The 22,509-nt window shown below is 60.9% G+C and carries 19 protein-coding genes; 10 read left to right on the forward strand and 9 right to left on the reverse strand.

Annotation, left to right across the window (positions count from 1 at the left end):
* Nucleotides 1-81 precede the first annotated feature (81 nt).
* Nucleotides 82-996, forward strand: a complete 915-nt coding sequence (locus GFM02_RS09260) for a phosphotriesterase family protein (RefSeq protein WP_168321489.1) — start codon at nucleotides 82-84, stop codon at nucleotides 994-996.
* 157 nt (nucleotides 997-1,153) lie between these two features.
* Here the strand turns inward: GFM02_RS09260 and GFM02_RS09265 are convergent, their stop codons facing one another.
* Together GFM02_RS09265 and GFM02_RS09270 are read right to left on the reverse strand one after the other, a co-directional pair.
* Nucleotides 1,154-2,008 carry an alpha/beta fold hydrolase gene (locus GFM02_RS09265; RefSeq protein WP_168321490.1) on the reverse strand — a complete coding sequence of 285 codons (855 nt, stop codon included), beginning with the start codon at nucleotides 2,006-2,008 and terminating at the stop codon, nucleotides 1,154-1,156.
* A complete protein-coding gene (locus GFM02_RS09270) occupies nucleotides 2,005-2,586 on the reverse strand; it encodes a glutathione S-transferase N-terminal domain-containing protein (protein ID WP_168321491.1) in 582 nt (193 codons plus the stop codon). The genes GFM02_RS09265 and GFM02_RS09270 overlap by 4 nt, the downstream gene beginning before the upstream one ends.
* A 340-nt stretch (nucleotides 2,587-2,926) precedes the next feature.
* Here GFM02_RS09270 and GFM02_RS09275 point away from each other — a divergent pair, with 340 nt between their 5' ends.
* On the forward strand, nucleotides 2,927-5,806 hold the full coding sequence (locus tag GFM02_RS09275) for an AAA family ATPase (protein WP_168321492.1): 2,880 nt from the start codon (nucleotides 2,927-2,929) through the stop codon (nucleotides 5,804-5,806).
* A 166-nt stretch (nucleotides 5,807-5,972) separates the two neighbouring features.
* On the opposite strand, the gene GFM02_RS09280 is transcribed toward GFM02_RS09275, so the two are convergent.
* Nucleotides 5,973-6,509 (reverse strand): GNAT family N-acetyltransferase, encoded by a 537-nt coding sequence (locus GFM02_RS09280; protein WP_168321493.1) that lies wholly within the window; start codon nucleotides 6,507-6,509, stop codon nucleotides 5,973-5,975.
* Between the two features lie 135 nt (nucleotides 6,510-6,644).
* Between GFM02_RS09280 and GFM02_RS09285 the strand changes: the two genes are divergently transcribed.
* The gene (locus GFM02_RS09285) at nucleotides 6,645-8,342 is read left to right on the forward strand and encodes a sensor histidine kinase (RefSeq protein ID WP_168321494.1); all 1,698 of its coding nucleotides are present in this window, start codon (nucleotides 6,645-6,647) and stop codon (nucleotides 8,340-8,342) included.
* 9 nt (nucleotides 8,343-8,351) lie between these two features.
* The gene (locus GFM02_RS09290; protein ID WP_003560657.1) at nucleotides 8,352-8,753 is read left to right on the forward strand and encodes a response regulator; all 402 of its coding nucleotides are present in this window, start codon (nucleotides 8,352-8,354) and stop codon (nucleotides 8,751-8,753) included.
* 156 nt (nucleotides 8,754-8,909) lie between these two features.
* Here GFM02_RS09290 and GFM02_RS09295 read toward each other — a convergent pair whose 3' ends face one another.
* Both GFM02_RS09295 and GFM02_RS09300 read right to left on the reverse strand, forming a co-directional pair.
* The gene (locus GFM02_RS09295; RefSeq protein WP_168321495.1) at nucleotides 8,910-10,733 is read right to left on the reverse strand and encodes a HAMP domain-containing methyl-accepting chemotaxis protein; all 1,824 of its coding nucleotides are present in this window, start codon (nucleotides 10,731-10,733) and stop codon (nucleotides 8,910-8,912) included.
* Nucleotides 10,734-10,935: 202 nt separating this feature from the next.
* Nucleotides 10,936-12,348, reverse strand: a complete 1,413-nt coding sequence (locus GFM02_RS09300) for an aminotransferase class I/II-fold pyridoxal phosphate-dependent enzyme (RefSeq protein ID WP_168321496.1) — start codon at nucleotides 12,346-12,348, stop codon at nucleotides 10,936-10,938.
* A gap of 88 nt (nucleotides 12,349-12,436) precedes the next feature.
* Between GFM02_RS09300 and GFM02_RS09305 the strand changes: the two genes are divergently transcribed.
* Nucleotides 12,437-13,300, forward strand: coding sequence for a DMT family transporter (locus tag GFM02_RS09305; protein ID WP_168271312.1), 864 nt, complete (start codon nucleotides 12,437-12,439; stop codon nucleotides 13,298-13,300).
* A gap of 198 nt (nucleotides 13,301-13,498) precedes the next feature.
* Here the strand turns inward: GFM02_RS09305 and GFM02_RS09310 are convergent, their stop codons facing one another.
* The gene (locus GFM02_RS09310) at nucleotides 13,499-13,834 is read right to left on the reverse strand and encodes an antibiotic biosynthesis monooxygenase family protein (protein ID WP_062943321.1); all 336 of its coding nucleotides are present in this window, start codon (nucleotides 13,832-13,834) and stop codon (nucleotides 13,499-13,501) included.
* A 462-nt stretch (nucleotides 13,835-14,296) separates the two neighbouring features.
* On the opposite strand from GFM02_RS09310, the gene GFM02_RS09315 reads away from it, so the two are divergent.
* A complete protein-coding gene (locus tag GFM02_RS09315; protein ID WP_168321497.1) occupies nucleotides 14,297-15,031 on the forward strand; it encodes a phosphotransferase family protein in 735 nt (244 codons plus the stop codon).
* Between the two features lie 79 nt (nucleotides 15,032-15,110).
* On the opposite strand, the gene GFM02_RS09320 is transcribed toward GFM02_RS09315, so the two are convergent.
* From GFM02_RS09320 to GFM02_RS09330, 3 genes are all read right to left on the reverse strand, one after another.
* Nucleotides 15,111-15,638 (reverse strand): cupin domain-containing protein, encoded by a 528-nt coding sequence (locus GFM02_RS09320; RefSeq protein ID WP_168321498.1) that lies wholly within the window; start codon nucleotides 15,636-15,638, stop codon nucleotides 15,111-15,113.
* 297 nt (nucleotides 15,639-15,935) lie between these two features.
* Complete coding sequence (locus GFM02_RS09325) at nucleotides 15,936-16,322, reverse strand: cupin domain-containing protein (protein WP_020050631.1); 387 nt, start codon at nucleotides 16,320-16,322, stop codon at nucleotides 15,936-15,938.
* 348 nt (nucleotides 16,323-16,670) lie between these two features.
* Nucleotides 16,671-17,888, reverse strand: a complete 1,218-nt coding sequence (locus GFM02_RS09330; protein WP_168321499.1) for an ROK family protein — start codon at nucleotides 17,886-17,888, stop codon at nucleotides 16,671-16,673.
* A 200-nt stretch (nucleotides 17,889-18,088) separates the two neighbouring features.
* On the opposite strand from GFM02_RS09330, the gene GFM02_RS09335 reads away from it, so the two are divergent.
* From GFM02_RS09335 to GFM02_RS09350, 4 genes are all read left to right on the forward strand, one after another.
* Complete coding sequence (locus GFM02_RS09335) at nucleotides 18,089-19,363, forward strand: ABC transporter substrate-binding protein (RefSeq protein ID WP_168321500.1); 1,275 nt, start codon at nucleotides 18,089-18,091, stop codon at nucleotides 19,361-19,363.
* A gap of 196 nt (nucleotides 19,364-19,559) precedes the next feature.
* Nucleotides 19,560-20,444, forward strand: a complete 885-nt coding sequence (locus GFM02_RS09340) for a carbohydrate ABC transporter permease (RefSeq protein ID WP_168321501.1) — start codon at nucleotides 19,560-19,562, stop codon at nucleotides 20,442-20,444.
* The gene (locus GFM02_RS09345; protein WP_168321502.1) at nucleotides 20,444-21,295 is read left to right on the forward strand and encodes a carbohydrate ABC transporter permease; all 852 of its coding nucleotides are present in this window, start codon (nucleotides 20,444-20,446) and stop codon (nucleotides 21,293-21,295) included. The genes GFM02_RS09340 and GFM02_RS09345 overlap by 1 nt, the downstream gene beginning before the upstream one ends.
* A 59-nt stretch (nucleotides 21,296-21,354) precedes the next feature.
* The gene (locus GFM02_RS09350; RefSeq protein ID WP_168321503.1) at nucleotides 21,355-22,500 is read left to right on the forward strand and encodes an ABC transporter ATP-binding protein; all 1,146 of its coding nucleotides are present in this window, start codon (nucleotides 21,355-21,357) and stop codon (nucleotides 22,498-22,500) included.
* Nucleotides 22,501-22,509: the final 9 nt, after the last annotated feature.

Consider the following 22,509-nt stretch of genomic DNA (forward strand, 5'->3'; position numbering starts at 1 on the left):
TCGCGGCAGTGTCGAGGCTTCCGGCGCTGTAGCACTTTGAATTGCTGTACGCAAAGCCGGTGTAACCGCGGGGGAGAGACTTTGAAACAGCTGCACACGACGCTCGGGCCTAAGAGCAAATCCGAACTTGGGATGATCCTCCCGCACGAGCACGTCTTCGTCGACCTCAGGACGCCCGACCAGCCCGGTTATGCCGAAGCGGAGATCGAAGACGTCGTTCGGCTGATGGCTCCCGAGATCGAGCGGATCAAGAAGCTCGGGGTGACGGCACTGGTCGAATGCTCGACGGGCGGCGTTGGACGCCGTGCGGATATCGATCTTGCCGTGTCGCTCGCGACGGATTTTCCAATCGTCGTGCCCACCGGCAATTACCGCGAGCCCTGGATTCCCGAATGGGTCCGCCATGCTTCCGAGAAGGAGCTGGAGGCGTGGATGCTTGCCGAGCTGACCGAGCAGATCGACGAGACCGGATTCCAGGCAGGCTGGATCAAGCTCAGCGCCGGCGATGACGGGATGACGGCGCTCGAGACGAAAATCCTGCGGGCAGCCGCGCGCGCGGCGGCCCAGACGGGCGCCGTCATCGGCAGTCATACGATCAGGGGACGGGTCGTCATGGATCAGCTCGACGTCATCGAGGCGGAGGGCTATCGGGCCGACAGGTTCATCTCGATCCATACGCAGGAAGAACAGGACTTCGCCCTTAATGTCGCCGTCGCCGAGCGCGGCGCCTGGATCGAATATGACCATGTCGGCCGGGGCGAGGACAACGAGGTGGCGGAGCTGGTGATCAAGGCGCTGGAGGCGGGCTGCGGCGATCACTTGTTGTTGAGCCATGACCGCGGCTGGTTCGATCCGGCGCTGCCTATGGGCGGAATACCGAAGCCTTACACCCATCTTTCCACAGTCTTGCTGCCCGAGTTGAAACGGCGGGGCATAGACGACGGGACCCTGATGCGCCTGACCCATGAGAATCCGTTCGAGGCTTTCGCCCGATAGGGGAGTGGCCGGGCACGACCCAATATCTCAATCCCCAATTGGCTTGTCTCTGTTACTAGAGCGGTTCAGCTTTTAACGGAAGCGCAGAACCGCTCTATCCTTTTGTTTTTACGCAATTCCGGACGGAAAACCGCTTCGCACTTTTCCTGGAATTGCTCTAGACGCACATCGATCTTGCTACATGTTCGTCGATGGCGGAAATGATCTTTTCCCAATCTTCGGGATGAAGTTCGTGGCCGCCACCTTCGATCTTCACATACTTCGCATCTGTCACAGTCCGCGCGAGTATCTCTCCGTGCGTCGGCGGAAAGACCGGATCGGCGGTGCCGTGAAGGACGAGAAGCGGCACCTTCATCTCGTCGAGCCGGCCCCGCCATGTCTCGCCGATTTCAAAGAGAACGCTGTGGTTGGTGGCGCTCAGATAGCCTCCGGAGCGGTCGAAATCCCGCTCGAGGAAGGCTCGAGTTCCGGCTTCGTCGAATGGACGTGCCGTTCCGGCGGTCAGGCGCGCATCCTCGACCAGGTACGCGACCGCGTCCGCCCGGTCCGACCAGTCCGCTTCCACGGCCATATGTTCCAGCCAGGCCTCGCCGCTCGGAGGGAAATGGGATGTGTCCACACCGACCGGCGAGGTACTGATCGCCGTTAGGGAAAGCACGCGTTCCGGCCTCTTCAGTGCGGCCACTTGCCCGACCATGCCGCCGAGGGAAAAGCCGACGATATGAGCGCTCGGGATTCCGTAGCCGTCAAGCACGCGGAACACGTCATCGACGGCGTCTTCGAAGGTGTAGCCGGGTCGCCCGGGCGGATATTTGGTCGAAAGGCCGGAATCGCGCTGGTCATAGCGAATCACGAAGCGCCCCCGTTCGGCGAGCCGGCGGCAGAATTCCTCCGGCCACCACAGCATCGATGCCATTCCGCCCATGATCAGAAGTAGGGGCGGCTGGTTCGGATTGCCGAAGCTCTGCGTCGCGAGCTCGACCCCGTCAGTGCGGATCATCAGCCCACTCATGCGAGGCCCTCGCGGTGCAGCGCGGCTTGCACCGCCGGCCGTTGTTCGATCCGTGCGATGTACTCGCCTAACGGCTCGGGCAGAGCGAATCCGAGTTGAGTTGCGCCCCAGGCGAGCTGGAAAAGATAGGCATCCGCGACCGTGAAGGTCTCTCCGAACAGATAACCCCGCTCAAGTCGGCCGGCGACGAAGCCGAACCAGTGCACTATTTGCTGGCCCGTCGGCTCCCTGACGTCCTCCGGAAGCGATAGGTAGGTGGGAAAGCGCTTGTGAATCTCGGTCGCGATAAAGCTCAGCATCTCGAGCAGGCGGACGCGGCCCAGATGACCCTGCGGTGCCAACACCGGGGCGCGCTCGGCGATCCAAGCCAGGATGGCAACATTTTCGGTCAGCACCTCACCATCGTCGAACATAAGGGCGGGCACATAGCCCGTCGGATTGATGTCCACGTATCGGCCGCCCCCTTCAATCTGCTTCGTCTCCAGGTCGACCTTGACCAGATCGAATTGAATTCCAGCCTCCAGCATGGCGATGTGGTCCGCCAAGCTGGAGAATCCGGGCGCAGAGTAAAGTTTCATCCAACCGTTCCTTTCTTCGTTTCATATGCCCATGGTCCAAGAAGAGGTGGGCAGCGTCGGGCGGTTACCCGATCGCCCGCGTTCAGGCGTTCTCTTCATGTCCGCATACTGCGCCTAAGGTGGGGGTGCCGCATCGGGCATATTGAGTAGGACCGCTTTGAAATGCACGTCCGGGGGCAGAAAAATCCAGTCGAACCGACTGAGCGCATCTCGTCGGCGGCGCTAACCGTCGGGACCGGCAGCCTGCTGCCGGTCCCGACGCAGCCTGCTGCCGGTTGTACACATGGGATGATTATGGCTTCATCTCTGCAATCTCGAATTCCAGGTATCGGAGCATTTTGTGTCGACTTTCCGTAAAAGGGCGCGGTTTTCGGGCAGAGCCGCAGAACTCAATTCCATGGAAACCGCGTTCCGAGATGTCTCTGGCGGCCGGCAATGTTGCATTCTTCTCGGGGCAGAAGCAGGTGGCGGAAAAAGCCGGCTGGTCGACGAGTTCGCCGACCGACTCTCAGGCCGGGCCCTGATCCTAAAAGGTGGGTGCATTGAGCAGCGGGAATCGGCCTTACCTTACGCGCCTGTTACAGCTCTATTGCATGAATTGGTTCGTCTGCGCGGCCAGTCCGCAGTCGGATCGCTTGTCAACGGCGAGGGTGCCCGAGAACTGGCGTGGCTTCTTCCCGAACTCGGCGAGACCTCCGAGCGATTTGATGCGGGCATCGCAAGGTCGCGGCTGTTCGAGACACTTCGAAAGCTGTTCGAGGAATTGGCGCGCGAGATGCCGCTCGTCCTGATCATCGAGGACATCCACTGGGCCGATCAGGGAACCTGCGATTTGCTTCGCTTTCTTTCGACGCGGCTGAAGAAAATTCGGCTCATGCTGATCGTCACCTATCGACCCGAGGAGGCGAACGGCCCCAACGCGTTGCGGACAACCATCGTGGACCTCTCTCTTTCCGAGGGTTCTGAAGTGCTGAAACTTCCTCGCCTCACCCGCGCCGAGATCGCCGTGCAGCTCCAGGGCCTGCTCGGATCGCCACCAACGCCTGCTACGATTAACAGCGTGTATTTGCGGGGCTGCGGAATCCCGCTGTTCACCGAGGCACTTATCGATGCGAGCGGAAGCTTGCGCACAGATGTTCCAGGCTCGCTCAACGATTACCTGCTGAGAGGCGTGAGAGACCTGCCGGCATCCACGGGCGAGCTGCTGAAAGTGCTGGCGCTCGGCGGACCGCATATTACCCATTCGCTCCTTCGCAACGTGACGAACAAACCTGACCTAGAGCTCGCGCAATTGTTGCGCCCCGCGATTTCGGCGGGGGTCGTCGCGGCCGATCGTGATGGATATGCGTTCCGCCACGCGCTCATCCAGGACGCTGTGCGGGGCGACCTGATCGCCGGCGAAAAGGTGGCCATCCATCGCTTCTATGCCGACGTGCTCGAACGCGGACCGGTTCCAAGCTACCGGATTTGGCATTCCGTAGCGCTCGCGCGTCATCTGCACGGCGCCGGCCAAGCAGAACGTTGCCTGAAATGGGCTTGGCATGCTGCGGCGGAAGCCGCTGCCACTTTCGCCTATGTTGACCAGATGGAGATGCTGAAGCTCGTGTTAGCGGCGTGGCCCGAGGTCGAAGATGCGACTGGATTGATCGGCGTGGACCATTGCAAGGTGTTGGAACTCGCTGCTGACGCCGCGTGCTGGGCAGCGGAGGCGGAGCAAGGGCTCGCATTTGTCGAACGCGCACTCGCCGCACTGGATGCCGACGGCGATGGCGAGCAATTGGCGGCGCTTCTTCTGCAGCGCGCGGTAATGCGTCAGCACGCGCTTCTTCCAGGCGAGATCGCAGACCTAGAGCGCGCGCTCGATCATGCAGTCCGTCCCACAAGGTTGCGCGCTGATGCCCTCGGGCAGTTTTCCCGTGCGCTGATTTTACGGGGAGAGTTCGATCGCGCCAGGTGCTTGGGCGAGGAACTGAGGGATTTGGCGGAGAGGCTCGACGATCAGGAATACCGTATCGAGGCCCTGATCATTGCGGCGTCGCTGGACATGGCGCCGAACGTGTCTCGCATCGATGCCCATCGGGCCGTCGCAATGCGGGCGGAGCAGGTGTCCATAGGCCGAGTCGAGATTCTTGCGGGCGCAGCACTGCTGCAGGCGCTGCTCGACGCAGGAGAATATGGTCAGATCGTTGAGATCGGACCGGCAATTTTTGCGCGGACGGTCGAGCTCGGGCAGGCACGGTATATAGGAGCACTGGTCGGTTCGCCCCTTTGCCGCGCCTTCTTGGTCTTGGGCCATGTCTCCGAAGCCACTGAGACATGCGAACGGATGGCGGCGCTGGATCCGCTGCCATTGGGGCTTGTTCACGTCTTCGAATGCCAAGCCGAGATCGCCTTGGCATTAGGGGATGCGGATCGAATTGCTGCAGCGGCAAGATCGTTGCGCGCTCTCCCGCCGGGGCCTCAAGTTGCCAGCCGTATGGCGGCCAACCTTCTGAGATTCGACATTGAAAGCTCGGCGTTATCAGGTGACATGGATCAGTCGGCGCTTTTGGTGAAATCTGCTCTGGCGCATCTGGAGAAGCGAGGGAGCGCCTGTTGGCCGCTCCTGGCTTCCGCCATCCGCGTTGCCGTCGATACGAACCAGAGAGAGGTTGCTCTGGAACTGGCCGAGCTTGCCGCTCAGGCTCCATGCCGAAATATGGTAGAGCAGACCGAGAGGCTGGCGATTTTGGCTGAGATGTCGCGCGCCACGGTTTCTGATCTCGATGTATGGGCTGCGGTTGCCCAAAGCTGGGCTGGATTGAACCAGCCCTTTCGGCAGGCGTACGCCCTTATGCAGGCAGGTGCCGCCGCAATGAACGCCGGCAAGCGGGCGAGTGGGGCACGCCATTTCAGGCGCGGCGCGAAGCTTGCTCATTTGATCGGCGCCCGCCTTTTGGGCAACCAGATTGAAGCCATCGCTGCAAAAGCTCGTATTAATTTACGAGATGAAGAGGATGAGGGGGCGCCGAAGGCGCCCCTCGGCCTGACAGATCGGGAATTTGAGGTTCTCCGGCTAGTCGCGGCTGGCCAGAGCAATCGGGAGATCGCGAAGAATCTATTCATTTCCTCGAAAACGGCGAGCGTTCATGTGTCCAACATTTTGAGCAAGCTTTCCGTCCCCAGCCGGGGCGCCGCCGCGGCGGTCGCACACCGGCTCAGGATCATCGATCTGGGATAGAGATTGATGGTTTGGACGCACAGTGCGTATACGGATTGGACAAGGAAATTCGGCTGGACCGGAGTGATCAGGCAAAATTGCGTCCTCAGCCGTCTGCTGCCGAGGGCGACGGCCGCTTCGGCTCTGTCGGCTTGCTAGAGCCAAAAATCGACGGCGATACCAGGATCTATGAGAAGCCGCGCTCATCGAACAAAAGCGCCATGCTGATCGCATCGATGAACCGGCCATCGATACGTGCCGCACGTCGGACGATGCCTTCGCGGGCAAATCCCGTCTTTTCGTAGAGAGCGATAGCACGGGCGTTGTCTTCGTAAACATCGAGTTCGACCCGGGCAAAACCGCTTTTCTGTGCGGCTCTCAATGTCGTCTCGATGAGCCGTCGTCCGAGACCCTTGCCCCGATAGGCGGGAAGAATCCCCATTCCGAGTTTGCCGCGATGGGCGTGCGACGGGAAGAAATACCGGCTGATGTCGCACCAACCGACGACCTCACCTTCAGCGGTGGCAACGAATTGCGGATTGCCTTTCGCAATCATGTCCATCACGAACTCACGCGTCTGCGGCAGGGGCGTTGCTTCCAGCATGGACAGGTATTTTTTCTCCCGCGCGACCACGTCGAGCGCATGATGAAAGCTGTCGATATGGGCGGCAGCGATCGGTTCGATCCTGATGCCTGGCGTATCCGACGATGCTGCTGCATCCATGCGCTTCTCCTTCAACGATTGCGGAATGCCTATCTGAGACCTGCCGCAGATCCTTACGGGAGCGCATAATTCACGGTCCGTCAACCTTTACGTGTCAACTTCCAGGCAGCGGGCGCCATCAAAAGGTTGCAGGTATTGAAGGTCGGGCTCACATCCCACATTACATTCGTCTTGGTGACGCTCACCTGCGCGGCGGCAGCATTGCTGTGCGGGTTTGCGTGGCTCGCCGCGGTGAAGGTCGATGATCTCTCGCTGCGCCGGCAGGCCGACTTCGTCGGCCACGGATTGGAAGAGCAGATCGCGGCCCTTCCCCGGGAGCAGGAAAGCGTCACCAAATGGGACGATGCCTTCCTTTACGCCAAGCAGCGGAACCATGAATGGCTGCTCGATAATGTCGGCCGGTGGACGAGCCGGTATTTCGGGCACGACAGGACCTATATCTTCGACGATACCAATCGCCTGATGTTTGCGTTCCGCGACGGCGCGGATGCCATGCCGCCGCGGCTCGGTGACGACGACGGCCGAGAAATGACCGCTCTTGCCGGAGAGATGCGCGCCGTTCTCGTCGGGCGGGTTGCAAAGCCCGGCACAGAGGCGCTCGGGCAACTGGCCAAGGTTTGGACGATCATGATCGGCAACCGGCCGGCAATTGCCAGCGCGCGTCCTATTCTGCCGAGCTCAACTCGGATGCAGATCGAGGCGGGCCAAGAGTTCATCGCCATCTCGGTCAAGTTCATCGATGGGAAAGCTGTCGAAAGCATCGCCCATTATGCGCGGCTCGAAGGATTGCATTTCGCGCCTTGGAAAGGGGAGGACGAGCGGGCGCAAGTGCCTGTGCCGTCCCATGACGGCGGCACGATCGGCTATCTCGTGTGGCCGCCTATCCTGCCCGGATTTATGCTGCTTCAGCAGATCGCGCCGGCGGGACTTGGCTGCCTGGCGTTGCTGATTGCCATCGTCTTCTGGCTCGGACGAGGTCTGCATCGCACCTCGCTGACCCTGCTGGACAGCCAGGCGCAGCTCACCCACCACCGCAACCATCTCGAAGAGATGGTGGCCGATCGAACGGCCGAGATCGAAAGGCAGAGCGAGGAGCTGGATCGCCTGCTGGTGCACGAACGCCAGGTGAATGCTCTCCAGCGCCAGTTCGTCGCCATGGCCTCGCACGAGTTTCGCACGCCGCTCGCCATCATCGACGCCGCTGCTCAGCGGCTCTGCCGCTCGACGACCAACGTCAGCGGTGATTACGTTCTCGAAAAAGCCGGCGTGATCCGCAGCGCAGTCGTGCGCATGGTCGATCTGATGGAGAGCATCCTCGCCAGCGGCCGGCTCGAAACCGGACAGATCACACTGAAGCGGAGCGAAGGCGATCTGAAAGCGGTACTCGTCACCTGCTGCGACAGACAGCGCCAGCTCAGCCGCTCGCATGTGTTCCATCTCGATATCGAGCCCATACCTGATGTATTGACATTCGACCGCAGCGCGATGGAACAGGTCTTCACCAACCTGATTTCGAACGCCGTCAAATATTCGCCGAACGCGCCTGATATTCATCTTCGCGCCCGAACCGACGAGAAGACGGTGGAAATTGCCATCTCCGACAGCGGCATCGGCATGGATGCGGAGGATCTGCCGAAGCTGTTCCAGCCCTATTACCGTGCCCGCAGCGCGACGGGTATTGCCGGCACCGGCATCGGCCTCAACGTCGTCAAGCAGGTCGTCGAACTGCATGGCGGTACCGTCGAAGTGACGAGCGACCTCGGCAAAGGCACAACATTCACCATTCTTCTGCCAATAGCGTTTCTATTGTCGGATCAACAAGTCGCAGCTTAAGGAAGAGTCATGGTTACAGTTCTGTGCATAGAAGACGAAGTCGAGATCCGGAATCTCCTCGTCGAAGAATTGAGCGAAGCCGGTTACAAGACGCTCGAGGCCTCGAACGGCGCCGAAGGGCTGGAAATGATCCTGTCGAAATGGCCCGATATCGTCATCAGCGACATTTCGATGCCTGTCATGGACGGGCACCAGCTTTTGGCGGAAATTCAGATCAATCACCCGGAGCTCTCCAATATCCCCTTCATCCTGCTGACGGCCCTGACCGACCGGGAAAACACGCTGGCCGGCCTGCGCGGCGGAGCGGCGGACTATCTGACGAAGCCGCTCGACTTCGATCTGCTGCTCGCCAAGCTCGAAGGCTGCGTGACGCGTCTTGCCAACGACAAGGCGGTTCACCGGTCGTTCTGATGGTCGATGGCGGGATTAGGGGGCGGGCTGCGCTCGGTTCCTGCTCAGCAACGTCAGTTAGGACCAGCATCGACGGTCGCGCAGGGAGGCTGTGGCCGGCATTCCTGTTCGCGAAGCCGGTAGACTCCGTGCTTCGCGATGCGATCGTCCTCCGGCTCAAGCCGTCCTGCGAAGCGCGTAAGTGCGGTTCTGCGCGATATCGTTTAGATTGAATTGGCTGATCAGCCGGCGAAGCGTGGCGCCTTCGTCGGCAAGCGATACGGAAGCGGCGCTCGCCTCCTCGACCATGGCTGCGTTTTGCTGCGTGGTCTGGTCGAGGCTGTTGACGGCCGTGTTGATTTCCGCAAGTCCAACGGATTGTTCGCGGGCGGAGACGGCGATTGCCTCGACATGTCGGTTCATGGAGACGATCAGCCCGCCAATGGTTTTCAGCGCTTCGCCGGTTTTCGAGACCAATCCGACACCGGCCGCGACTTCTCCCGCTGATGCCTGGATCAGCGTTTTGATTTCCTTGGCGGCCTGCGCGGAGCGTTGCGCCAATTCGCGGACTTCCTGCGCCACCACTGCAAATCCCTTGCCTGCCTCGCCGGCCCGCGCCGCCTCGACACCGGCATTGAGGGCCAACAAGTTGGTTTGGAACGCGATCTCGTCGATCACTCCGATGATGTTGGAAATCTGGCTGGAGGACTGCTCGATCCGGCTCATGGCCTGGACCGCTTGGCTGACGATTTCGCCTGATGTCGTCGCACCGGTATTCGCTTGCGCGGCTACCTCACGCGCCTCCTCGGCACGCTTGGAGGCGGATGCGACATTGGCTGTGATCTCATCGAGAGCCGCGGCTGTCTGCTCCAGCGCCGCTGCCTGTTGTTCGGTTCGTTTCGCCAGGTCGTTTGCACTATTGGCGATTTCATTCGAGCCGCCGTCGATATTGATGGCCGATCCCGCCACTTCGGCGAGGGTCTGGCAGAGCTTTGCGACGGTGCTGTTGAAATCCTGGCGCAGGCCCTCGAAATCTGCATCGAAAGGCTCGCTGATCTGAACGGTGAGGTCGCCGCCGGCAAGTTGCTTCAGGCTCTCTGCCAATCCGTTCGTGGCTTGCGCCATGGCCGCAGCCCTCGCGCGCTCGGTTTGCTCGCGGCGCTGCCGCTCGGATTCCGTCAGCACCCGATTCGTTTCGATATTTTCATCGGCTCCGATCTTGGCAAGCGCCGTCTGCCGGAAGACTTCAACCGCCGCCGCCATCGCACCGATTTCGTCCGTGCGGCTGGAATAGGGAATCTGCGTGCCGGTGTCGCCCGCGGCCAGCCCGGTCATCGATTGCGTGATCTTCTTGATCGGACGCGAGATCTGGATTGCTACATAGGAGATCGCGCCAGCAACGATTGCAAGCACAAGTGCCGTGAACGCCCAAGTCGTCCAGAGAATATCCAAGTACTTGGATTGACTGTTTTCATAGGACGCTTCGGAGCCATCAACGTTTATCGTCAGCAATTCATTGGCCAATTCTTCCGCGCGATCGACGTATGGCTCCATGTCGGAATAGAAGATCGTCTTGGCAACATCGTTATCGTTCTTGCGGGACTTTTCCAGCATAGGCTCGGACGATTTCTGGTAGCTGGCGGCCTGTTCCTCGATCTGCTGCAGCAATTGGCTTTCGCGCGGCGAGGATATAAGCGGCCGATAAGCTGCAATCGCTTTGTCAAGCTCAGTGCGCTGAGAGGTAATCGTTACTTCTGCGGCAGCGATGGCCTGGTCGCTGATCGACATGATATGGTTGGCGTAGGCAAACTTCATGCGCTCCAACTCGAAGCCGATATTGCGGACTACCGAAACACTCGGCAGCCAGTTTTTGGCGATTGCCGTCGTGTCCTGGTTAACCTGCTGCACGCTCCTGAGGGAAAACAGCCCAAAGCTCAGGAAGATGAATGCAAACGTTACATTGATAATTGTCAGCGAGGTCCGAACGTTTGGCTTGCGCATGGAATACCTTCTTCGGAGTAATGATCAGGCCAAAGTTCCAGACTTGGTGATCGTTCGGCATGTGCGAATTCTAACACTCTGCATTTAAAGAAAAATGAATATGTATATGAGGCATAGCGGGCAGGCGACTGTGTTCCCCGCGTCGTCTTACGCAGATGGCCACCAGTACGAGGACGATTGCCGCCGAAGAGGCCCCTTATGTCTAATGCCTCTCTTTCTGCAGGATGTCGCTCAGCGCTTCGAACACCCGCGGATCGAGCGTCTGTGACACGTTGAAACGCATGAAATTCGTTGCCGATTGCGACAGGCTGAATGCATTTCCGGGAGCCAGAACGATCCTCCTTTCCAATGCGGCCCGCGCCACATCAGCCGCATCGATGCCTTCGGGCAGCCGGCACCAGAGGAACATCCCGGCCTGGGGCTCCAGCCAGGGCGTTATGCCGAGATTCTTCAGTCTGGCCGAGACCTCGCACATCGCCCGGGAGAGCCGGTGTCTCAGCGTCTCCATGTGTTTGCGATAGCTGCCATCGCTCAAGACGTTCAGCACCAGTTCCGCCGTCAGCCGCCCGCCGCCGAAGGAGGTGGCGATCTTCAGGTCTGTCAGGCCGTCGATCCATTCCGGTTTCGCCACGACGAAACCGCAGCGGGCCGAGGCTGACAGGGTCTTCGAGAAACTGCCGATGTGAATGACTCGCTCGAGCCCGTCGAAGGCGGCAAGGCGGGGTGCCGGCGTATATTCGAAATCGGCGAAGATATCGTCCTCGATAATGGTCAGGTCGAACTGGTCGGCGAGTTTTAGAACCCGGTGAGCCGTAACGGGAGACAAGGTTGCGCCGGTCGGATTGTGGATGGCAGAGTTGGTGATGTAGAGCCGCGGACGTTCATCGGCGACGATTTGGGCAAATACATCGATATCGGGACCGGACGGCGTGTAGGGCACACCGACGATCTTTGCCCGATGGGCGCGCAGCAGCGCATGGAAATTGAAATAGCAGGGATCGTCGACCAGCACGGTGTCGCCGGGTTCCAGCAGGAAACGGCAGAGCAGATCGATTGCCTGCGTGCCGGAATCGGCCAGCATGATTTGGTCGGGAGAGGCTTCGATCCCCCGTTCACCCATGCGCCGCGAAATCAGCTGGCGCAGTTGCGGCACGCCGAGCGGCGAGCCGTAATCGGCGAGCGCCGGCCCGTCGGCGCGGGCAAGTGTTCTGAGCCCGCGGCGCATGCCGTCCTCCGGCAGCCAGGAGGGCGGCAGCCAGCCGCAGCCGGGCTTCAGGTCGGCTTCGCCGGCCTCCAGCGATTGCCGCGATATCCAGAACGGATCGACCGCGCGGTCGAGCTTCGGGCCAGTCTCGGCAAGCGCAAAGGGCGCTGCCTGGTTGGCGACGTAGAATCCCGAGCCTGGTCTTGCCAGGATCGCGCCTTCGGCGACCAACCGCTCATAAGCGTCGACGACGGTCGAAGTCGACAGCTTCAACGTCGCAGCCAGCCCCCGGACGGAAGGCAGTCTTGAGCCCGGCGTCAAGCTACGCCCGGCGATGCGCTGCCGGATCGTCGCGACGACCATCTCCACGCGTGTGCGTCCCTCGTTCATCTGTATTGCTTTCTGCATCACTACAGTTTGGCAAGATCGTATCAGATTGTCACTATCATGACCATCCGTGTTGGCCGATAAGAGTCAGAATGAAGGAGTGCTGCGCATCATGGACCGCATGGCATCGGGATGGATCAATGGTTTTATCGGGGTGGTGATCTTCAGCGGATCGCTGCCTGCGACGCGCGTGGCGGTGATGCAGTTCGATCCGGTTTTCCTCACCGTGGCGCGCGCGGCGATCGCCGGCTTTCTCGCGCTTGGCCTGCTGATTGCTTTCAGAGAGAAGCGGCCGAGCCGAGGTGATATCCTCTCCCTGGCGGTCGTCGCGCTCGGCGTCGTTGTCGGCTTCCCCCTGCTGACGGCGTTGGCGCTGCAGCATGTCACGTCAGCTCATTCGATCGTTTTCATCGGCCTGCTGCCGCTCGCAACGGCGATCTTCGGCGTGATCCGTGGCGGAGAACGGCCGAAGCCGGCATTCTGGCTGTTTTCCGTTCTCGGCAGCGCGCTGGTGGCGGGATTCGCATTGACGCAGGGCCTGACGGCCTCGCCGGTCGGCGATCTGCTGATGCTGGCGGCGGTCATCGTCTGCGGCCTCGGCTATGCCGAAGGCGGCAGGCTTTCGCGCACGCTCGGCGGGTGGCAGGTGATTTCCTGGGCGCTGGTGCTGTCGCTGCCGGTGACGGTCGCGGTCGCGCTTTTCCATCGGCCGGCAACCTTCTCCGGCATCGAAACGCCGGCGCTGCTCGGCCTTGCCTATGTCTCGCTGTTTTCCATGCTGATCGGCTTCATCTTCTGGTATCGCGGCCTATCGCAAGGCGGCATCGCGGCCGTCGGCCAACTGCAGCTGCTGCAGCCGTTCTTCGGCTTGGCGCTTGCCGCAACCCTGCTGCACGAGCCCGTGACCTCAGCCATGCTCGCCGTGACCGTTGCCGTCATCCTCTGCGTCGCCGGCGCCCGCAGGTTTGCGCGGTAGGCCTGTCAGTCGCTTTACAGAGGATAAGTTTAGGAGGGCGAGACCGCTACCGCGTCCTCCGTCTTCTCTTAAGCGGGGGAGGTGCCGGCAGGCGAATAACGCGCTTCGCCAATTCGGCCGTGAAGTCATTTAGCATCTGAGCATGAGGAGATAGAATCTGCTCTTGGGCTGTCGCAGAACTCGCTCCAACGAGCCAACTCATGTCTCTTCAATATTGAATCCATAGGCTCGCTCGACGAGCGCAATACGGATTTCATACCGAGTATACCAGTCTGACCGACCGCGATTTTGCGCCTCAACGTGATCGACGACGGATTTCCAGGCTCGAATGCTGTCCTCATCCTTCCAATACGAGATGAGTATGCCGAAACCGTCTGCCCCGCGTGCGCTTTCGAAGCCCAGATAGCCCGGCTGCTGTTTTGCGAGTTCCGTCATCGCATAACCCATCTCGCCATAGCCGTTGTCGACCTTTGTTCGTTGAGAGGAAAAACTGACCATGTAGTATGGCGGTTCAGGCAAAGCGGCGATGGACATTTGGGCTCCGATCCGTTGCAATGAACGTCATCATGCGCGGCTCAGCGCCGCGATCGCAATGCTCTCGGCATACTGCGAAAACGAGTAATCTTAGATGCGGCGGATTGCCTTTCATCGTGAGGCATCCGCCATGGTGGCTCGATGTGGTTCCGCCATGGCTGCCCTGATATCGGAGCGCGGCCGCTGCCGAGAAGATATGCGGCGGGCCGATGTGCGACAAGGGAATGACACGTCCAACTGACGGGTTTTGTTTTGACTTGACGGGGATGATCCTGTCAGCCTGCGCGATCGGCACGCCGCGATGCGCTTTAATCCGGCGATAAAATCAGTGTGGAGCCGATCTTGTGGCGGCGGGAGCAGGCCTCGACATTCGTTCCACTGTTTTCGCCGATATGGCAGATTGTGATGACGGTGATCGCGACAATTCCGCGAGCTGTCCTGACTTCAGATGGAGGCACCGCAATGACCGAAATCGGTCGGATCCTTGGTTCGGGTAAAGAGGCCGAGGTCTTCGAATATGGCGCCTTGGCGCTGAAGCTGTACAGGCGAGCCGCCTCCAAGGCGTCGTCATTCAGGGAGGCCGCGAACCTGTCGATCCTTGAGAGGCTTGCGCTGCCGGCGCCAATGGTCCACGCGGTCGGTGCATTCGATGGGCGCTGGGGCGTGTTGATGGATCGCGCGCCCAGCTCCTGTTTTGCCGACCAATTCGTCTCGACGGCAGGAAGCGCGCCGCTTGAAGACATGGCCCAACTGCATCGAAGACTTCACGAAAAACCCGGCGACGGGTTGCCGTCTCTCATGGCCAGGCTTTCCGCCAGGATCCGGCGAGCCGAGGGCTTGGATGCTGCGTCCAGAAAGCGGCTCCTGTCGAAACTCGATTCTCTTGCGGATGGCGACAGGGTGTGTCACGGCGATTTTCACCCATGGAATATCCACGGGTCGGGGCAGGGGTTCATGATCGTCGACTGGCTCGACGCCTGCTGCGGCAATCCTTTGGCCGATGTCTGCCGAACATACGTGTTGTTGCACCATGCGATGCCGGACCGGGCGATGGGCTATGTCGAAGCTTACGCCTCGGTCACCGGATCGGAGGTCGGCGCCATTCTGGCCTGGCTTCCCGCGATTGCCGCCGCCCGGCTGACGGAAGGCGTTGCGCAGGAAAATGACGAGCTGTTGCGGTTGGCTGGCGTGAGTTGATAACTGTCGAAGCTCAAGCAAGCGTTGGTCTCCGCTTTGCGCGAAGCCGCCATTGCGGCCGGCTATCGGCCAGGCTGATCTATTCGCTATTTCCTCGGCCCTTTGCTTCCCGCACCAGATCCGGCATCCCGTCATGCGGACCGAGGGCGTGAGTGGGATGGTCATCCCACCAATCATTATGCAGCGGTCTGCGGTGAGTGTGGAGCGGGTAGAAAATGCGGTTTTCGGTCTTGTGGCGCTCGCCGACGACGAGGAGATGCACTTCGGCTTGCGTGTTGTTGAGGAAACTATGGGCGATCCCGGTGCCGGCAGGAAATCCGACGGCGTCGCCGGGCTTCAGCCGATAGAGATGGCCATCGAGCCAGACGTCGGGCGCGCCTTCGAGGACGTAGACGAATTCTTCCTCGGCGCTTTCGGCATGCGGAAAGGATGTGCGCCGGCCAGGCGGCAAGCGCTCGTGATGAATGCCCAATTTCTCCAGGCCGAAATAGCGTCCGAAAGGCGCACCGATGCTCATCAATTCGTTGTCATCGTCATAATGCGAGTCGTCTGGCCGTTCGATCTCGCTCCAGTGGACGACAAAGGAGGGGCGCTCCGACGTTGCCATGGTAATCCTCCTGATGTGAGAGGTTCGGATGATTGAGGACACGGACATGCTGCCGTGAATGGAAGGAGACCGCAAGCGTGAAACGGCGGCTCCCACGCAAGTGGCGTGGCTGTCCTTCGCCATTCGGCTCGGGCGTCCTTCGCGCTAACCCTCTTCCAATAAGCGGGTCCGAGGGGCGGCGTCGGCAAAGCGAATTCTTATCAATGGCAGCCAAATCCACGTTTCCTCCATTCCTGCGGCGAGCACAGGAATGGGAAGAAAGGTGGTGCCGGCATGATCACTGGTTATACGAACGGCTCACTTGGCAGGCACGACGAGTGTCTCTCCTTTGAGGACGATGTAGGTTGCCAGTTCCGAAGCCTTGCCGCTGCCGACATTCTTCGCAGAGTGAGCGACGCCCGTGGGAATGAACAAGGATTGGCCGGCTTTAAGGGTAACCGGCTGCCTGCCCTCGAGCTGGTATTCCAGCGTTCCTTCGATGACGAAGGCGATCTCCTCGCCGGGATGCGAGTGACTGGGGGCGAGAACGCCGGGCGCGAAATCGACGCGCACCTGGACGACCTCGTGGCCGGGCACATCGATATCGTTCTTGATGAGATCGGTGCGCTGTAGCGGCTGTTCCGCGTGCGCTGTCACTGCGCCGCCGAGAACAAGGGCGAGCGCGATAGCCTGGATCATTTTCATGTCGTATCCTTCCTGAATTGACCATTTCCGACCGATTGGCCGCATCGGGATTTAAGTCGATCATTGAACCAGGGATGTGTCTGCGGACCCCTATTTTTGTAAGCCAGTGTATCTGCGGCGCGATCGGTCGTGAGGCTGCTCTGACGTGGTCCTATTTAGAGGCGGTGCGGGGTTGGCGAGACCGCCAACCCAATCTCCCTCATCTCTGTGCTCGTCACAGAGATCCAGTGCGCCCAGGTCCCTGGGCGCGGGAGACTTGTTCCTGCAGCAGAGTCAATCACGGCGCGGACGCGCCGTGGCTGGATTCCTGTGACAAGCACAGGAACGTGGGTGACGCCATTGCCTGAATTAGGCGGCCGACGATGAGTCCACGGGTCTGACACCGGTAAGATTGGCAATGTCCGTGATGCCGCCGGAGGACTCGAAATCGAATATCTTCTGCGTCACCAGCGCGGCGGCACCTCGGGCCCAGGAATTGTCCTCCCAGTCGGGCAAGAGGGGCGGGGCGGTTCGGAAGGTCCGGGCGGCGAGAGCTTCGCGCAGCGGCGTCAGGAAAGGGTCGCCGAGGGAGACGGCTTCGCCGCCGGCGACGATGACTTCGGGATCGGTGATATTGACGAGATTGGCAAGGGCGGTGCCGATGCTGCGGCCGGAATTGGCAACGAGGGCGAGAGCGGTGGCATCGCCTGATGCGAGCGCCACCGACAGTTCCTGTAGGCCGAGTTCGTCGCGGCCTGTCGCTTCCCGCCAGCGTCTCAGCATCGAGGCTTCGGAGTGATAGGCCATAAGACAGCCGCGCTTGCCGCATTCGCAGAGCCGGCCATTCTCCTCGTAGAGCGTGTGGCCGAATTTGCCGGCAGCACCATTGGCACCGCGATAGAGCTTGCCGTCGATGACGAGCGCGCAGCTGATGCCGACGCCGACGGCCAGAACGGCCATGTTGCGATGCTGGCGGCCGAGCCCGAAGAGCTGCTGGGCAATGGCATAGGCATTGGTGTCGTCTTCCAGCCAGACCGGTACATGGATGCGGCTGGCGACCAGTGAGGCGAGAGGGACATTGTCCCATTTGAATCGGTAGCTGCGCACGCAGGCCGTCTGTTCGTGGTTGATGACGCCGGGCATGGAGATGCCGATGCCGGCGAGCTTGGCGTCGGGCCGGCCGGCGAGCTTCACCAGTTCGGGAACGGTGCCCGCCAGCAAGTCGGCGACCTTATCCGGGTCGTGGCCGTCGAGACCTACCCGCATCGCGGCGACGGGGTTGGTGGCAAGGTCGGTTGCCACGCACTCCACCGAATCGACCATGAGTTTGAAGCCGATGGCAAGCGCGTGTTCGTAGTTGATATCCACCGGGATCGGGCGGCGGCCGGTGAGGCCGGGTACGGTCTTCCCTTCGATGACGATGCCTTCCTGCAGAAGGTCGGCGACGACGAAGGTGACGGCGGCCGGGCTCAAGCCGATGACGGTGGCGATATCGGCGCGGCTTCTCGGCCCCTCGCGCCGGAGGAGATTGAGGATGAGGCGTCGGTTCATGGCTCTCGCCGTGGTCTGGTCGCCTTTTAACTTCACGATGCATTCCTTAATTTTGTAAATTAATTATTGCGAGCTGGTTCGATCTATGCATAAGTTTGGCCGCCGATCAACTGAGCCAGGCGGATTATACGTCTTGGGACGACGGATGGATCGGCGCGTTGAATGCCTGATCGAGCGCTTCAAGGAGGAGGCCGCTTGGGCCAGGCTGTGTCGATCGATCAACTGGGAGGAATTCAATGGCATTTTCAAAGCAATTTCCGTCGACCACCCGCAGGAGCTTCCTGAAGGGTGCGGGCATGGTGTCTGCCGCTGCGGTCACCGGCAGTTTTCCGATCCCTGCGATCGCGCGGGCCCAGGAGGTCACGATCATCTCGGCCGAAAACAATGGCGCTGTGCTCGACGCGCTGAAGGCGATCGCCGCGAGCTTCAGCAAGGAAGCCGGCGTCAACGTCGTCATCAACAATATGGACCACGAGGCCCACAAGACGGCCATTCGCAACTATCTCGTCGCCGGCGCGCCTGACATTTGCTCCTGGTTTTCGGGCAACCGCATGCGCGCCTTCGTCAAGCGCGGCCTGTTCGACGACATCTCCGACCTTTTCGAGAAGGAGAAATACAAGGACGTGCTGGGTGCCACGGCCGGCGCCGTCACCGACGGGGGCAAGCAATATGGCCTTCCCACTGGCGGCACGCTCTGGGGCCTGTTCTACCGCAAGGATGTGTTCGAGCAGCATGGTCTGACCGTGCCGAAGACGGCCGAAGAATTCATGGCCTATGGCGACAAGTGCAAGGCCGCGGGCATCACGCCGGTTGCGATCGGCACCAAGGAATTGTGGCCGGCGGCCGGCTGGTTCGACCAGATGAACCTGCGCATCAACGGCCTCGACAAGCATATGGCGCTGATGAACGGCGAGATGAGCTATCTCGATCCCGCGTTGACGGCGGTTTTCGACCAGTGGGAGGCGATGATTTCGAAGGGGTTCTTTACGGAGAACCATACGTCCTTCGGCTGGCAGGAGGCCGCGGCGCTGCTGGCGCAGAAGAAGGCCGGCATGATGAACCTCGGCGCTTTCCTGCGCTCGGCTTTCACCGCCGAAGATCTGCCGCAGCTCTCCTATGCGACCTTCCCGGTGCTCGACGCCAAGGTCGGCCACTTCGAGGAGTTCTCGGTCAATTCGATCCACATTCCCGCCAAGGCCAAGAACAAGCAGGGCGCACGCGAATTCCTCGCCTATTTCTACAAGCCGGAGAATCTGGCGGCCTATCTGGAGCCGGGCGGCAACGTGCCGCCACGCAGCGATCTGCCGCCGAGCAAGGATCCGCTGGTCAATGTCGCCGTTGAGACGATGAAGACGGTGCAGGGCACGTCGCAATATTACGACCGCGACAGCGATCCCGACATGGCGCAGGCAGGTCTCGTCGGCTTCCAGGAGTTCATGGCCAAGCCGGACCGGCGCAAGGCCATCCTGACGCGCCTCGAAGGCACACGCAAGCGGATCTACAAGATCTGACCTGGACGTCTCAGCCCAGTTTGTTGGCAGGCTGTGCCCTTCACTCGACGTCATCCTCGGCCTTGTGCCGAGGATCTGCTGCGCATCGACGTGGGCAGATGCTCGGGACAAGCCCGAGCATGACGAAAGAGAGGTTGGCAGCTTTATCCGCAGCCTGAGTGGGAAAGCTTCGCACCTCTAACATGAGGCTCCTGAAATGCTGACATTATGGCGCCGCCAGCGTTGGTGGCTTACCCCGACTTTGCTCATCGCGCCGGCGATCGTGCTGTTCTTCACGGTCATCCTGCTGTCGGCGGTCAGAAGTCTCTGGATCAGCCTGCACGACTGGGATGGCTTTGGTCCGATGGTCTGGATCGGCTTCGGCAATTACGTCGAGCTTTACAACGATCCGCAATTCTACGTGTCGCTGAAGAACAACCTGATCTGGCTGGTGATGTTCATGGCAGCACCACCTCTCGGGCTCGCCATCGCGCTGCTGGTCAACCAGAAAATCCGCGGCATGCGCTTCCTGAAGTCGCTGTTCTTCATTCCGCTGGTGCTTGCCTCGGTGACGGTCGGCGTCGTCTTCACATGGGTCTATACGCCGGAGTTCGGGTTGCTGGCGCTGATCTTCAGGGCATTCGGGGCGACGGCGCCGGCGGTTCTCTCCGACGAGCATTTCGTCACCTTCGCGATCGTGATTGCCGCGCTCTGGCCGCAGGTCACCTTCTGCATGGTGCTTTATCTCGCCGGTCTCAACAATTTGAGTGAAGAGCTGATCGGGGCAGGGCGCGTCGACGGGGCAAGGGGCTGGAACATGTTGCGGCACATCGTGCTGCCGCAGCTGACCCAGGTCACCTTCATCGCCATTGCCGTCACCGTCGTCGGAGCGCTCAGGTCCTTCGACATGGTGTCGGTGATGACGAATGGCGGCCCTTTCGGTTCGTCCTCGGTTCTCGCCTACCAGATGTTCGAACAGTCGATTTTCTCCTACCGCTTCGGTTACGGCGCGGCGATCGCCTCGGTGCTGTTCGTGATCATGGCCGTCTTCATCGTCTGGTACCTCAGCCGCATCATCCATGCCGAAGAAAGGGGAGGCTGATGTATCCTCGTCCCATTCCCGATGCCGCCGTCTGGCAGCGCCGCCTCTACGTGCTCGCCGTCGTCATCGTCCTGCTGCTCTGGCTCTGCCCGCTGTTTGCGATTATCCTCACCTCGTTCCGCTCGACCGAGGATGTGATGGGCGGCAATCTGTGGGGATGGCCGACCGGCATCGGCGTCATCGACAATTATACCGATGTCTTCACGCAGACGCCGATGGCCCGCTACTTCCTCAACAGCCTGACGATCACCATTCCCTCAGTGATCGGCGTGCTGGTGCTCTCCACACTCGCCGGCTACGTGCTGTCGCGCTATCGCTTTCCCGGCAACATGCTGATCTTCGCGCTGTTCGTCGGCGGCAATTTCCTGCCGCACCAGATCATGATGATCCCGGTGCGCGACCTGATGGTCCGGCTCGACCTGATCGATACGACGGCGGCGCTGGTCATCTTCCACGTCGCCTTCCAGACCGGTTTTGCGACGCTGTTCATGCGCAATTTCATCGCCGCACTGCCCGACGAGCTGTTTCAGGCGGCGCGCGCCGAGGGGGCGTCTCCCTTCCAGACGCTATGGCATGTGGCGATCCCGCTGGTGCGGCCGGCGCTTGCCGCACTCGCCATCCTGATCTTCACCTTCATCTGGAACGATTACTTCTGGGCCGTGGTGCTGACCGTCAGCGACTCCGTCAAACCTGTGACCGCCGGCCTTGCCAATCTTCGCGGCGAGTGGGTCTCGGCCTGGAACTTGATTTCCGCCGGCACCATCGTCGTCGCCGTGCCGCCCGTCGTCATGTTCTTCCTGATGCAGCGGCACTTCATCGCCGGTCTGACGATGGGCGCGGTGAAGGGATGAGCGATTTCCACAACAGGCCCTTGGAAGTTCCAAGTTTCAACAGCAGAGAGCCAGGACGCATGACCAGTCTCGAACTCCGACAGATCAACAAGAATTACGGCGCCTATCACGCGCTGCGCGGCATCGATCTTTCCGTCGCGCAAGGCGAGTTCATCGTCATGGTCGGCCCCTCCGGCTGCGGCAAGTCCACGCTTCTGAAGACGATCGCCGGCCTGGAGGAGATCTCCTCCGGCCAGATCCTGATCAACGGCCGCGACGTCAGCAAACAGGAGCCAGGGGATCGCGGCATCGCCATGGTCTTCCAGTCCTACGCGCTCTATCCGCATATGACGGTGGCGGAGAACATGGGCTTCGGTTTGCGCATGGCCAAGCGCCCGAAGGCCGAGATCGAGGCGGCGGTGGCGCGCGCAGCCAAGATCCTGAGGATCACCGATCAGCTGGGGAAACGGCCGAAGCAGCTCTCCGGCGGGCAGCGGCAGCGCGTGGCGATCGGCCGGGCGATCACCCGTTCGCCCGACGTCTTCCTCTTCGACGAGCCGTTGTCGAACCTCGATGCTGCACTTCGAACCCAGATGCGCGTCGAACTCAGCAGCCTGCACGCCGAACTCGGCGCCACCATGGTCTATGTCACCCACGACCAGGTGGAGGCCATGACCATGGCAAGCCGCATCGTCGTCTTGAACCAGGGGGTGATCGAGCAGGTCGGCTCGCCGCTCGAACTCTACCGCAACCCAGACAATCTCTTCGTCGCAGGCTTTCTCGGCGCCCCGCGGATGAACTTCCTCGGCGTTACCGTCGACGATGTTTCCGGCCGCAATGTCACGGTCTCCGCACCTGGCCTCGTGCCGGTGACGGTGGAACTGGCGGAGGCGACGGTGCTGGCGAAGGGCGCCAGCCTGACGCTGGGTGTGAGGCCGGAAAACATATCGATGGTCGCCGACGGAGCGCAGGGCGGAGCGATCAACGGTCAGGTCCGGCTGGTCGAGCATCTCGGCCGCGAAACTATTCTCTATGTCGACGCCGGAAGTCTCAGAACCATCGCCTCGGAAAGCGGCACCGGCAACATCACGGTGCAGCTGAGCTACGTCGCGCCTTTTGCCGCCGACCAGAACGTGGCGCTGAAGCTCGACGCCAACGAACTTTATCTCTTCTCACCCGATGGCGGACGCACGATCAGCGCCCGCAAGACGATCCTCGACAGATAATCACAGGAA

Origin of the sequence: Rhizobium leguminosarum bv. viciae, assembly GCF_012276115.1 — a bacterium.
Lineage (GTDB): Bacteria > Pseudomonadota > Alphaproteobacteria > Rhizobiales > Rhizobiaceae > Rhizobium > Rhizobium leguminosarum_T.